This is a genomic window from Pseudooctadecabacter sp., assembly GCF_965657175.1.
Classification (GTDB): domain Bacteria; phylum Pseudomonadota; class Alphaproteobacteria; order Rhodobacterales; family Rhodobacteraceae; genus Octadecabacter.
Genome location: NZ_CBFHNH010000012.1, coordinates 1 through 12,386, shown reverse-complemented (window position 1 = coordinate 12,386; position 12,386 = coordinate 1). Strand labels below are relative to the sequence as shown.

The window sequence follows — 12,386 nt, the reverse complement described above, 5'->3', positions numbered from 1 at the left end:
AAACGCCCATGCCCGCCCCGATCAATGTTCTCAAAGACAGGCTCCTGCGGGGGGACATGCAGTCCGGCCTGTGGCTGACGCTGGCCTCGGCAACGGTGGCCGAAATTGCCGGTCGGTCGGGAATGGACTGGTGTTTGATTGATGGCGAACACGGGCCCAACACGCTGCAGACCATCGCGGCCCAACTTCAGGCCTTGGCCGGAACCCCCGCCCAGCCCGTGGTGCGCGTGCCCATGGGTGAGGATTGGATGCTCAAACAGGTGCTTGATCTGGGCGTGCAGACGGTGGTTGTGCCCATGGTGAACACTGCCGAACAAGCCGCCCAAGTGGCCGCCGCCGTGCGCTATCCGGGGCAGGGCACGCGCGGGATGGGGGCGGCCTTGGCACGCGCGTCGCGCTATGGCGAAATCGTGGACTACGTCAGCAGCGCCAATGACCAGATCTGTCTGTTTGTGCAGGTCGAAAGCGCTGAGGCCGTGGCCAATATCGATGCCATCGCCGCCACCTCAGGTGTCGATGGGATTTTCGTGGGTCCCGCCGATCTCAGCGCGGATATGGGCTTTGTGGGCCAACCGGATGCGCCCGAGGTCCGCGCCGCCATTGTTCACGTTTATGCGCGCGCACAGGCGGCAGGCAAAATTATCGGGACAATCACCTTTGATGACAGCGATTTTGCGGCGCAGGCCGAAAAGGGCGTTCGGTTTCTGGGGCTGGGCGGGGATGCGATGATCCTGTCTGGCGCGCTCCGGACCCTTGCGGCCAAAGCGCCCTAGGTTCTCTGGTTCCCAAATACCTCCGCCGGAGGCGCCAAAATTCGGTGAATTTTGGCCGCGCCCTAATAGGGCGCGTCTTCCAACACGCCGTCCGCTGACATCTGCTGATACAGCAATCCCTCCCGCAGGCCACGGTCGGCGACGGACAGACGATCCGTCGGCCACAACCGCATCAACGTCTGCAGGATCGCGGCCCCCGACATGATCAACGCCTGCCGGTCCTTGCCGATCCGCGGATCGGCACGGCGGCCGGCCTCACCCAGTTTCAGATAGCCCTGAATGACGGTGTCAATCTGATCGGACGTCATTCGCAGGCCGTCCACCTTGGTCCGGTCATAGCGGCGCAGGCCCAAATGGCTGGCGGCCACGGTTGTGACCGTGCCTGAGGTGCCGACAATCTGAAATCCTTCGCGTTCCTGTTCGGACGCGCTTGGGGCGAATTTCTCAAGGTTTTCTTCAAAAAACCACGACATCAATGCAAAACGCGCGCTGTCGTCTTCCACATCTGCGAACTGATCGCGCAGGGTGGCCACGCCCAAGGGGACCGAAATCCAATCCACCACTTTGGCCGCCGCAAAAGGCCCCGGATCCTGCCGGAACCCCGAATGCAGCCGCATGATCGCACGGGGGCGTTCGCGGGGTGGCACGTTGGTCAGATCGATCCAGACCAGCTCGGTTGATCCGCCACCAATGTCTACGACCAGCAACTGGTCGGACTTGGTGCTGACCAAGGGCGCGCAGGAAATGACTGCCAGACGGGCCTCTTCCTCGGGCTGGATAATCTCAAGCGTGAGGCCGGTTTCGCGTTTGACCGATGCGATGAAATGCTGGGCGTTGCGTGCACGGCGGCAGGCCTCGGTGGCGACCAGACGCATCCGGTCCACTTTATGACGATGCAGTTTCTGACGACACACCCGCATAGCATTGATCGTCCGCGCCATAGAGGCGCGGCTGAGCTTGCCAGTCTGTTCCAGTCCCTGCCCAAGCTGGACGGATTTGGAAAAGCTGTCGACCACGTGAAACTGGCTGCCCTTGGGTTGGGCAATCAGCATGCGGCAACTGTTCGTGCCCAGATCAAGTGCCGCATAAAGCGCATCTGACGTGGGCGGTTTCGGCACGGGGTGCTCTACCGGCTTTGGGAACGCGCCCGCACCATTGGGACGCTTGGGCGCCATTGGTCACGCCCTCCATTTCGAGTTACCTTTAAGGTAAGCATGGGCGGGCGTTCACGCAAGCGTTGTGATGGGCTTCATGATGGTGTTGAAGGTTTTGAGGGCGCGCACCTTGCGATCATGGGTCGCCAAAAGGCGTCCCGATGTCGAAAATAGCCTCTGTATTTCATCCCGCCATGATTAGGTGGGTCAACACGCGCAAGAGGGGCGGAGAATCAAATGGCTGAGGTCACGATTGTTTATTGGCGGGATATTCCCGCACAGGTCATTGTCGGCAAAGGCCGCCGTGGCGTTAAAAAACAGCTCAGCGAGCGGTTCGAGCAAGCCATTGACCGCGCCGCGATGAAATCGGGCGCCGCAGAAACGGACGATTATCTGGCCGAATGGCGCAAAGCGCCGCCCTATACGGTCGAGGGGTCGGACGCAGACGCTGTCGACGCCGTGGCCGCGCAGCTTGAGGCCGAGTATGACAAAGACCGGCTGATGACGCTTATCAACAATTCTGGCCACGCGTGAGAGGGCCAATCTTCAACGTTAGGGAGGCTGTTATGGGTCTGTTGAATTTCCGTAAGAAAGACGCACCTGAGGCTGCGGGCACCAACCCCGAACTTGAGGCCTTCTTGGATGGCTATTCCATCGAAGTCATGCCGCGCACAGCCGAAAAGGTTGAGGATTTCACGGCGCTCCTGCCCAAAGGCACCCGCGTCTACATCGCCCATATCGAAGGCACCCCGATCGAGGACATGGTCCGCACAGCCAAACGGCTGGCAGACGACGGCTATCCCGTCATGCCGCACTTTCCCGCGCGCATCATCAAGGATGAGGCGACACTGAAAAACTGGATCGCCATGTACCGTGGTGAAGCGGGCGTTGATCAGGCATTGCTTTTGGCCGGTGGCGTGGATCAACCCCACGGCGATTACCAGTCCTCCCTGCAGCTGCTGGAAAGCGGCGCGTTCGGGGATTTCAAACGGCTTCACGTGGCGGGCCATCCTGAAGGCAACAAGGACATCGACCCTTCGGGCGGGACCGCCAATGTGGATGACGCCTTGCAGTGGAAGCAGCGGTTTTCCGAGACAACGGACGCGCAGATGGCGCTGGCCACACAATTCGCGTTTGAAGCGGGTCCAATTATCGACTGGGCCGAGAGCCTGAAAGAGGCAGGGATCACGATCCCAATTCATATTGGCATCGCGGGTCCTGCCAAGCTGCAAACGATGATCAAATTCGCCATTGCCTGCGGCGTGGGCCCCTCCCTGCGCGTGCTGCAACGGCGCGCGAAGGACGTCACCAAACTGCTGCTGCCTTTTGAACCCACCGAGGTGCTGACCGACCTTGCCGCCCACAAGGCGGCCAACCCGGACAGCAACATCGAACGTGTGCATTTCTTCCCGCTGGGCGGGATCAAAACCAATGCGAACTGGGCGATTGAACACGGTGGTGCATCTGCGGTGCCGCTGAATCTGGACACATAGATAGGCATTTGCTGCTTTGCAGCGAATGGCGGCTATGAGCCGATTCTGTGGAAAAACAGCGCATTGCGAGTGCAGAAAGTGGTGCCTCAAACACAGCACGAACGCCTTTCTTGTCAGGCTTTGCGCATTTGCTGCGGTGCAGGAAAGATCTTGGCTAGTTTGCGGAGGTTTTGGGCGGTTGCGGCGAGTAGGAATTCGTCGTTTGCGCCGCATGGCCCGCGTAATCGCAACCGTCCCAACCCAAGGATGCGTTTGAGGTGGGCGAACAGCATTTCGACCTTTTTACGCAGCCGCATCGAGACGGCGTATTGTTTGGTCTTTGCGATATCGCGGGCAACCTGGCGGGCGTCTTCGTGTTCTTCACGGGTGATCTTGCGGGCATCGGCTTTCGGGCAGCATTTCATTTTGGACGCACAGGCTTGGCAGGTGTTTTTCAGCGCTTGGTACTTTGCTACACCTTGGCCGCTTGGGCCACGGTTCGGATCCGAGTAATTACGGCGGAATTGCTTGAGCGGTTCGCCCTCCGGGCAGATGTACTGGTTGTTCTTGGGGTCCCATTCAAAGTCGGTGCGAGACCATGTGCCGTCAGTTCGGCGCGCCTTATCAAGCACCCGAATGTGCGGGTTGATGTCGCGATCAACGAGCCATCCCAGCATCGGCCCTGATCCATAGGCGCTATCTGCAATCAACCGCTCTGGGTCAATATCATGCAGATCCTTGATCCGATCTAGCATGGTGCGCACTGAACCGACTTCAGCCTGCCGGATCGATCTTGTTCCTTCGACATCCACGATGACGCTGTGGTCGGTGTCGATCAAATAATTGGTCGAATAGCTGAAGAACGCAGGGCCTTTACGCGCTGCGGTCCACTGGCTTGCCGGATCGGAGTGGGATGTGAACTTGGGCTCAACCTCAGATGCTGCACCAAAAGCGGCGTCGTCCAAGACATTCAAATACTCCTTCACGGCGCGGGGCGCATCAGCTGGATCAATGGCGTTGCGATCCCAAACTTCCTTCGGTGTGGAGTTCTGCTTGTTGGCATCAGCCTCGATCAGGCTGGCATCAGCTGCAAGGCGTTGCCCGCTCACCAAGCCATCCGCGATGCAGCGTGTGACGGTCTTTTCAAACAAGTGGCGCAGCAAAGCGCTTTCACGGAAGCGCCCGTGTCGGTTCTTCGAGAAAGTCGAATGGTTCGGTATTGGATCAGACAGATCAAGACGACAAAACCAGCGATAGGCGAGGTTCAAATGCACTTCTTCGCACAACCGGCGCTCTGATCTGATACCGAAGCAATAGCCTACCAAAAGCATCCGGATCAGCAGCTCAGGGTCAATCGATGGGCGGCCTGTGTGGCTGTAAAACTCGGACAGATACTGGCGGATGTCGCTCAGATCGACGAACCGATCAATCGACCGCAGCAAATGATCTCGTGGGACGTGCTTTTCCAAAGAGAATTCGTAAAACAGCGCCGTCTGCGCTTCCTGCTTTGGTCCCATCATCGCAAAATCCCCTAATTAATAAAGGAAATGAATCAGCGATTATGCGCACGATCAAGGAAGAGTTTTTCAACAGAATTAGCCTAGCTTTTAAATTCGATACTCTCGCGGTACGCGCACACAGCAACAAAAATGCCGCATATGCGCCATGTGGAGCAACGTTGAACTGCAAAGGAAACGGCCGTTCAAGATATGCTATGTTCTTGCCGTCAGCACTGTGCTGAGGACAGGGTAGGGGGGGAGTATTGGAGGCTATAAATAATGCCAACGGTCCAACTCCCCGCTGTCACGCCAAAACACAGAGCCTGGAACAAGGGGCGCATCATCGGTCAAAAGCGGCCGCTGTGACCGAAGCAAGTCTGGGCCATTCGGACACGCTAAAGATCGCAGGTGTTCGAGTTTCGGGAAATGAGGTGTCTCTCAGGTCGGTGAAATGGATTTCACAGCCTGTTCAATTGCGAATTTCGTCTTCTCCAGATCCTCTGCGGTGATCGCGAGTGACGGATAAAGCTTACCCGGTGACTTGAATATCCCGTGCTGACGCAGCGCCTTATTGTAGGTTGCATTCCGTCCGGGATCGTCGTGCTTGGCTGTGCGGTAGTCACGGCACGCGCTTGTTGTGAAGAAAATGTCAAAGAGGGTCTCGTCCCCGCAGATTTGGTGCGGGATCCCTGCTGCGTCGAGAGCGCGGCTTTGCATGTCCTGCAACCTGCGGCCGATGTCGCGGAGGGTGTCGTAGCTGCCGTCGCGCTTCAGGATTTCCATCGTCTTGAGACCCGCCGCCGCCGCAATCGGATTGCCCGAAAGGGTGCCAAGTTGCATCAGCCACTTGTCACCACCGACGATAGATTTGTCGAAGTGCTGCATGATCTCGGCGCTGGCCCCGAGGGCCGCAAGGGGAAACCCTCCACCAATAATCTTGCCCAGCGTGCAAATATCCGGGGTCACGCCATAGCGTTCCTGTGCCCCGCCATGGGCCAGCCTGAACCCTGTGACGATCTCATCAAAGATCAGCAACACGGCGTGCTTGTCGCACAGATCGCGCAGGCCCTGCAGAAAACCGGGTGCGGCAGGAATGATCCGTTGCAGCGGTTCGGCGATGATGGCGGCAATGTCGGTGTGTTCGCTTAGCAGCGCCTCAACGGCGGCGAGATCGTTGAAGGGCGCGATCAGCATCTGATCGGCTACGCTTTGCGGGATGCCCGCGCTGTCCGGCACGGCTTGAGGAAAGTTGACGCGGCGTTCGGGCGCAAGGCTCATCTGTGCTTCCGCACTCATGCCATGATAGCCGCCTTCAAACTTCAGGATCTTGGTGCGCCCCGTATAGGCGCGTGCGAGGCGGATGGCATACATATCTGCCTCTCCACCGGACGCGACGAACCTGACTTGCTCACAACAGGGGACGGCGTCGACGATTGCCTCGGCCAGTTCGATCCCTTTGGCGTTGTTGGCAAAGAAGGTCATGCCCTGCGGGAGTTGCTCCAACACAGCCTCCATCACCTCGGGGTGACCGTGACCAAGGAGCATGGGGCCAGAGCCGATCAGGTAGTCGACATAGTCGTTGCCATCTTCGTCCCAAACGCGGCTGCCCTCGCCCCGTGCGATGATGATGCCGGGGTCGAAATTGCCAAACCCGCCCGCAGGAAGGACGGATTGCGCACGGGCGATCCATTCGGATTGGGTGGTCAGTTTTTGCATCAGGCGATCTCCAAGATCGGTTGTCCGAGGATGTCCATATCGGGGGTCACCCCAAGGCCTGGCCCTTCAGGCGGTGCGATACGACCATCCCTGCGCGTTGGGCAATCAGGCGCGATGCGTGGGCCAACATAGGATGACAGATCGCAGGTGTTCAGGAGCGCGCCGTTAGGTGTAGAGGCGGCAAAATGCAGCGACGCGGCGGTCACGATGTCGGACCCCCAAGTGCATTCTGCGCAGATTTCCGCGCCCAGATGCACGGTCAGGTCGCGGGCGCGGCGCATCGCCGAGAGGCCGCCGAACTTCGAGAGTTTCAAGGCGACCGCGTCCAGCACGCCCAACTCCGCCGCGCGCATCAGCGAGGCAAGATCATAAGCGCCTTCGTCGATTTTCATGGCCAGACCGGTGGCATTTCGCACAGCTGCGCAGTCTTCGAGCGTCTTGCAGGGCTGTTCGAGCATCACGTCGAGATGCGCGACGGCGCGGCCTGTGCGTGTCGCGTGCAGCTTGGTCGCGCCGCAGTTCCAATCGCCGTAGACCAGTGGCCCCGCGCCAACAGCCTCGCGTACTTTGATCAGGCGTTCTGCATCTGCTTGCCAATCCGCGTCGGCACCCAGCTTGACCTGAAACTGGCGGATGCCCGTCGCGTAAGCCTCTGTCGCGATCCGCGCCATGTCATCGGGGGCAATGCAGGTGATCGAGTGATAAAGCGGCATATCGGCCCGCGTGCGCCCGCCCAGCAGGGCATAAAGCGGCTGTCCCGTCGCTTTACCGAACAAATCCCAGAGCGCCATATCGACAATGGATTTGGCATGCAGGTGCCCTTGCAGAAAACCATCAAGCTTGCGCATGGGCGCGTCGATGCCGAAGGGGCTGACCCTTAAGATTTCCGGCGCCATTTCGGTGATTGCACTGGGCACGCCATCCGCAAATGCGGGCAGGTAATGCGGGATTGGGCAGACTTCGCCCCAGCCCTGCAGGCCCGTGTCCGTTTCAAGGCACAGCACGTGTGTTTTGACCGTGTCGCAGGTTTTGCCCTCGGCCATGTAGTAGGTTTCATGGCTGGTCAGGTCGACGGACCACAGGGTGATGCGCGTGACCTTCATGCGTAGACCGCCATAGGATCGCCCAAATTCTCTTCATCGGGGTGCACGCCAAGGCCAGGTTCTTGTGGCAGATGCAGATGGCCATCTATGTTTCGCGGCCCACGGCCTCCCGCGATGTCGATGGTGATCATATCCTGACAGGCCCAGACTGCGTGACAGTTGGCATCCGGTATTGTCGCGGCCAGATGCAAGGCTTCAGTATCGGCAAGGACGGTGCCGCCGGTTGCCATGACAAACATGTCGATCCCATGGGAGAGCGCGATGTCGCGCATGCGGGCCGCTTTGGTCAGCCCACCGACACGGTTGAGTTTGATGCCGAAGACCTCAGCCAGCCCATCGCGTGCGATGCGGGTGGCGTCTTGTAGCGTGACAAGGCTTTCATCGACCGACACGGGTGCCGCATGTTTCCCGCTGATGGCCGCAATGTCGTCCAGCGTTTCGCACGGCTGTTCAAACATCACGTTCAGGTCTTCGGTCGCGGACATAACACGCAAGGCCTGTTGCCGCGTCCAGCCGCGGTTCACATCATACAGAACGTTTTCGCCGCTCTGCCGCATGTCTTCGACGTCGCGGATGCGGACGATGTCGCGCGCCACGTCGCCGCCGATCTTGACGGAATGAGCGACGTAGCCGCGTTGGCGATAGCGCGCAATGACGGTGCGGGTTTCTTCCACCGTTTTCGCCCCCACGGAGGAGGCGATGGGACGCGGCGAGCGAGATCCGCCGCCCATCAGGTCGGCAATCGGGAGCCCCGCCGCTTGCCCCGCAATGTCCCAGCACGCCATGTCAATGGGGCTTTTGGCATAAAGGTGGCCAGGCAAGGCGAGGTCCATCGCGCGTTCGACATCAAGCACTTTGCGCGGGTCGAGGCCGAGTATAAAGGGCGCCATCGTTTCAATCCCAGCCCGAATGCCGGGGCCATGGGCGGGCACGTAGGTATGGCCCCAAGGCGTGCCTTCGCCCCAGCCCGTGATGCCTGAATCGGTTTCGATCTTGACGAAAGTGGCATCCAGCACTTCAAACTTGAGCCGACCCCCAGAGAGCCAATAGGGATGCTCCAGCGGCAGATCGACCTGAAACACGGAAAGGCGCGTGATCTTCATGCCGCATACTCCGCCACGGGTGCGCCAAGGCTGTCGAAATCAGCTGTCACGCCAAGCCCCGGCGCGTCGGGCGCATAAAGCTGACCTGCCTTCGCGCAAGCGCCGCCCACCCTAGTCGAACGCGTGTTGTGATTCATCAGATCGGTCGTGTTCTGCAGGAAATCGGGCGGCGTTGACGCCGCAAAATGCGCCACCGCAGTGCTTGCGATTTCACCGCCCCATGTGTCTTCGGCGACCACCGGAATGCGGGCCTCTACCAAAAGGTCGCGGACGCGGCGGGCTTTCGACAAGCCCCCAAGGTTTGAGTTTTTCAAACAGCAGATTTCTGCACCATGGTCTGCGACGATCCGCTGCGCGACCGAAATGACCGTCACGCAGTCATCCAGCTTCATGGGCTGCGGGGCCACCCGGTACATCGGGGCGCCATCGGTGAGCTTGCCGCCCAGCAGCATCCAAACAGGCTGGCCGCACGCTTGGCCCAGAATATCCCAACAGGCGGCATCGAACGGGGCTTTGGCATAGCCGCGCCCTTGCACCGTTTGGTCCAGGATCTGTTCGATCCACGCGACTTGGCGAGGGTCCTCGCCCAGCAGGTTTGATGCGGCGAGGCGGGCAAAGGCCTCCACCCCTTCGGAATGGGCGATCATGTAGGTTTCTCCGCATGGGGTGAATTCACCACAGCCCTGCAAACCTGGGTCTGTATCAATGACGACCACGCTTGCCTTTGCGATCTTAATGACATTGCCCGCACCCCAGACATAGGCCCCACCAACGTAAGGCAGATCAGTCTTGTAAATACGGATACGGGTGATTTTCACGGGGCCGTATCCTCGCGCGCCTTCGGCACGACAACAATGTTGCCGGTGTGCTCTTTGGCGATGAAGGCGGCCTGTGCCTCGCGGAGTTGGTCGAGCGGATAGATGGCGGCCAGCGCGGGTTTGATCTCTCCACGTTCGATGTAGCGGATCAGGTTTGGCATCACCTCAAGGGGGATCACAGTGGATCCCACAAAGGTTAGGTCACGCAGATAAAACGTGCGCAGATCAAGCTGGACCATGGGCCCCGCGATGGCACCCGAACAGGTATAGCGACCGCCGCGTTCAAGGATATCAATCAGGGTCGGCCAATAGGGGCCGCCCACGACATCTGCAACGACCGTGATCTTTTCATTCCCAAGGGCTGTGCGCAGATTATCGGGCGCACGTGGCAAAATCGCGTCCGCGCCAAGTTTGGCGACGTCGCCATGCTTTGCCTCAGACGCCATCGCGATCACCCGCGCGCCGCGCCGTTTGGCCAATTGAACCAGCGCGCCGCCAACGCCACCTGATGCGCCCGGGACCAGCACAGTGTCAGCATTTGTGACGTTCGCACGGGTCAACATCCCCTCTGCGGTGGAATAGGAACACGAGAACGTCGCGAGTTCTGCGTCCGTGAGGTCTGAATTGACGGCAAGGGCATTGCGCGCCGGTGTCGTTGTGTATTCGGCAAAACCACCGTCACGCTCGGACCCGAAGTAGGCGGTCTTATCGAGGTTATCGAGGTCACCTGCGTCCCGCAGCCAACCGTCCGTGATCACCCGTTCGCCAATGCGGGACGGATCAATATCGGCACCCACCGCAACGATTTCACCGCAGACATCCGCGCCTTGGATGCGCGGAAAAGCGACGGGGGCACCGCCCCATGTCGGGTCGTCCTTGCCGACCTTCTCAAACGCGCCGCCGGTTGTGGCCTCAGTCACCGCTTTGGAATACCATCCCGACCGCGTGTTCACGTCCGTGTTGTTCAACCCGCAGGCGCCCACCTTGATCAGAACTTCATCCGGAGCCGGATCGGGGCGCGGCCAATCCTCGTGCCAAACCATCTGATCCAGATCGCCGTGGCCCATGGTGACCATGGCCCCCATTGTTGTTGGAAAGGTCATTCGGCGGCCTCCTTTGTTGTATCTGTGCGCGGCAGCAGGCTTTGCGGGTCATAGGCTGGCTCACCCAGCACCTTGGCGGCGCGGGGTGCGCCGTGAATGACAACTTCAAGCGCGGTACCGGGTGCTGCGGCCTCTGGCTTGATATAGGCAAAGGCAAGGATCTTGCCGACGGTTGGGCCATAGGCGACGGAGGCGGTAGAGCCGACGACCTTGCCGTCTCGCATCACGGCTTCACCACCGTGGCCGTCCGCAACGCCGTCGGGCTCAATTTCCATGTAGGCGCAAATCCAGGGTAGATCGGTGTTCAGGGTCTGGTCGCGCCCCAGATAGTCTTTGTCTGTACGTGCAAAGCGCAGCACATCGGCTTCGGCCAGCGTGACCTCATTGGTGAGTTCGCCCGCCCCTTTGAAGCCTTTCTCCATCCGCATGACGTTCATTGCAAAAGACCCGTAGTCGGCGATGCCGCAGGCCTCACCCGCCGTCCACAGCGCGTTGTAGACGTCCAGACAGGCGGTCTGGGGCATATGGAATTCCCAGCCCAACTCGCCCGCATAAGACATGCGGAACGCCCAGATTTTGTGGCCAGCTACGGTGATTTTCTGGGCAGACAACCAGCGGAACCCCGCGTTTGAAAGGTCCGCATCGGTGCAGGCCGCCAGTACGTCACGCGCCTTCGGGCCGTTGAGTGACAGCGCGCTCCAATCAGAAGACAGCGCCGTTATCGTCACATCCTCATCCACGCGGTGCTGCGCCAGATGATCGAGCAAGCGCTGTTCGAAGAAAGCCGCGCAGACCAGATAGAACTGGTCCTCCGCCATCCGCACGATTGTCGTCTCAAGCTCAATCCGGCCCGCGCGGTTCAGCATGTGGGTCAGCGTGATCGAACCCACCTTTTGGGGCATCCGGTTCGCGGTGAGGCGATCCAACAGCGCATAGGCGTCGGGGCCTTCGACCAGCACTTTGGTGAAGGCCGTGACATCCATAAGGCCTACGTTTTCACGCACGGCTTTGACTTCTGCGGCGACCATGTCGTCGACAGGCGTGCGGTTGAAGGAATAGTGGTCTTCTTGTGCAATACCTTTGGCAAAGAAGCGCGGACGTTCAAAACCGTAGACTTCCTCGTGCACAGCACCCTTGGCTTTCAGCAGATCATGAAGCGGGGAGGGTTTGATGGGCCGCCCTGCCAGTCTGTTGAAATGCGGGAAGGGAATTTCGTGGCGCAGACAGTAGTCTTCCTCTGCCTTGACCACCTGCCAATCCTTCGTGGCATAGCTGCCAAAGCGGCGCGGATCATAGTCGCGCATGGAAATATCCGCTGCGCCATGCACCATCCAGCGGGCCAATTCGCGCGTCAGGCCCGGCCCCCAGCCGATCCCGATTTGTGTGCCGCAGCAACACCAGTAGTTGCGCACGCCGGGGGCGGGGCCGATCAACGGGTTGCCGTCAGGGGGATGGGAGATCGCGCCGTGCACCTCGCGCTGGATGCCAAGCTCTGCAAAGATCGGCATGCGGTTCAGGCTTTCCTCCAAGTACGGCATCACGCGGTCATAGTCCGCATCAAACAGCCAGTTTTCATAGTCCCACGGGCAATGATCGTGCCAGACGGAGTTGGGGTTTTCTTTTTCATAAATCCCGATCAGCCCAC

The 12,386-nt window shown here is 59.8% G+C and carries 11 protein-coding genes and 1 pseudogene; 4 read left to right on the top strand and 8 right to left on the bottom strand.

Annotation, left to right across the window (positions count from 1 at the left end; all coding sequences use genetic code 11):
• Positions 1-8: 8 nt before the first annotated feature.
• Positions 9-773 carry an HpcH/HpaI aldolase family protein gene (locus tag ACTG36_RS11015; RefSeq protein WP_375281753.1) on the top strand — a complete coding sequence of 255 codons (765 nt, stop codon included), beginning with the start codon at positions 9-11 and terminating at the stop codon, positions 771-773.
• A 62-nt stretch (positions 774-835) separates the two neighbouring features.
• Here ACTG36_RS11015 and ACTG36_RS11010 read toward each other — a convergent pair whose 3' ends face one another.
• On the bottom strand, positions 836-1,948 hold the full coding sequence (locus ACTG36_RS11010; RefSeq protein WP_375281752.1) for a Ppx/GppA phosphatase family protein: 1,113 nt from the start codon (positions 1,946-1,948) through the stop codon (positions 836-838).
• Positions 1,949-2,164: 216 nt separating this feature from the next.
• On the opposite strand from ACTG36_RS11010, the gene ACTG36_RS11005 reads away from it, so the two are divergent.
• Both ACTG36_RS11005 and ACTG36_RS11000 read left to right on the top strand, forming a co-directional pair.
• Positions 2,165-2,461, top strand: a complete 297-nt coding sequence (locus tag ACTG36_RS11005) for a virulence factor (RefSeq protein ID WP_375281751.1) — start codon at positions 2,165-2,167, stop codon at positions 2,459-2,461.
• Between the two features lie 32 nt (positions 2,462-2,493).
• Complete coding sequence (locus tag ACTG36_RS11000; RefSeq protein ID WP_439142341.1) at positions 2,494-3,420, top strand: methylenetetrahydrofolate reductase; 927 nt, start codon at positions 2,494-2,496, stop codon at positions 3,418-3,420.
• Between the two features lie 113 nt (positions 3,421-3,533).
• Here the strand turns inward: ACTG36_RS11000 and ACTG36_RS10995 are convergent, their stop codons facing one another.
• A complete protein-coding gene (locus ACTG36_RS10995; protein WP_375281749.1) occupies positions 3,534-4,919 on the bottom strand; it encodes an IS1182 family transposase in 1,386 nt (461 codons plus the stop codon).
• 258 nt (positions 4,920-5,177) lie between these two features.
• Here ACTG36_RS10995 and ACTG36_RS10990 point away from each other — a divergent pair.
• A pseudogene (locus ACTG36_RS10990) lies at positions 5,178-5,261 on the top strand (integrase); the annotation flags it as partial.
• A gap of 75 nt (positions 5,262-5,336) precedes the next feature.
• On the opposite strand, the gene ACTG36_RS10985 reads toward ACTG36_RS10990, so the two are convergent.
• The 6 genes from ACTG36_RS10985 to ACTG36_RS10960 form a co-directional block, all read right to left on the bottom strand.
• The gene (locus ACTG36_RS10985; RefSeq protein WP_375281748.1) at positions 5,337-6,614 is read right to left on the bottom strand and encodes an aspartate aminotransferase family protein; all 1,278 of its coding nucleotides are present in this window, start codon (positions 6,612-6,614) and stop codon (positions 5,337-5,339) included.
• On the bottom strand, positions 6,614-7,717 hold the full coding sequence (locus ACTG36_RS10980) for a mandelate racemase/muconate lactonizing enzyme family protein (RefSeq protein WP_375281747.1): 1,104 nt from the start codon (positions 7,715-7,717) through the stop codon (positions 6,614-6,616). Before ACTG36_RS10980 ends, ACTG36_RS10985 begins: the two co-directional genes overlap by 1 nt.
• Positions 7,714-8,820, bottom strand: coding sequence for a mandelate racemase/muconate lactonizing enzyme family protein (locus ACTG36_RS10975; RefSeq protein ID WP_439142338.1), 1,107 nt, complete (start codon positions 8,818-8,820; stop codon positions 7,714-7,716). Before ACTG36_RS10975 ends, ACTG36_RS10980 begins: the two co-directional genes overlap by 4 nt.
• Positions 8,817-9,638, bottom strand: a complete 822-nt coding sequence (locus tag ACTG36_RS10970) for an enolase C-terminal domain-like protein (protein WP_439142336.1) — start codon at positions 9,636-9,638, stop codon at positions 8,817-8,819. The genes ACTG36_RS10975 and ACTG36_RS10970 overlap by 4 nt, the downstream gene beginning before the upstream one ends.
• On the bottom strand, positions 9,635-10,741 hold the full coding sequence (locus tag ACTG36_RS10965) for an alcohol dehydrogenase family protein (protein WP_375281744.1): 1,107 nt from the start codon (positions 10,739-10,741) through the stop codon (positions 9,635-9,637). Before ACTG36_RS10965 ends, ACTG36_RS10970 begins: the two co-directional genes overlap by 4 nt.
• A partial coding sequence (locus tag ACTG36_RS10960; RefSeq protein WP_439142334.1) for a glycine cleavage T C-terminal barrel domain-containing protein occupies positions 10,738-12,386 on the bottom strand: 1,649 nt, incomplete at its 5' end. The genes ACTG36_RS10960 and ACTG36_RS10965, both read right to left, overlap by 4 nt.

What these genes read in the sequence shown, in the direction of transcription:
- ACTG36_RS10980 (WP_375281747.1), bottom strand. Translation starts at nt 7,717, where the DNA reads ATGAAGGTCACGCGCATCACCCTGTGGTCCGTCGACCTGACCAGCCAT.
- ACTG36_RS11000 (WP_439142341.1), top strand. Translation starts at nt 2,494, where the DNA reads ATGGGTCTGTTGAATTTCCGTAAGAAAGACGCACCTGAGGCTGCGGGC.
- ACTG36_RS10975 (WP_439142338.1), bottom strand. Translation starts at nt 8,820, where the DNA reads ATGAAGATCACGCGCCTTTCCGTGTTTCAGGTCGATCTGCCGCTGGAG.
- ACTG36_RS11005 (WP_375281751.1), top strand. Translation starts at nt 2,165, where the DNA reads ATGGCTGAGGTCACGATTGTTTATTGGCGGGATATTCCCGCACAGGTC.
- ACTG36_RS10965 (WP_375281744.1), bottom strand. Translation starts at nt 10,741, where the DNA reads ATGACCTTTCCAACAACAATGGGGGCCATGGTCACCATGGGCCACGGC.
- ACTG36_RS11010 (WP_375281752.1), bottom strand. Translation starts at nt 1,948, where the DNA reads ATGGCGCCCAAGCGTCCCAATGGTGCGGGCGCGTTCCCAAAGCCGGTA.
- ACTG36_RS10985 (WP_375281748.1), bottom strand. Translation starts at nt 6,614, where the DNA reads ATGCAAAAACTGACCACCCAATCCGAATGGATCGCCCGTGCGCAATCC.
- ACTG36_RS11015 (WP_375281753.1), top strand. Translation starts at nt 9, where the DNA reads ATGCCCGCCCCGATCAATGTTCTCAAAGACAGGCTCCTGCGGGGGGAC.
- ACTG36_RS10995 (WP_375281749.1), bottom strand. Translation starts at nt 4,919, where the DNA reads ATGATGGGACCAAAGCAGGAAGCGCAGACGGCGCTGTTTTACGAATTC.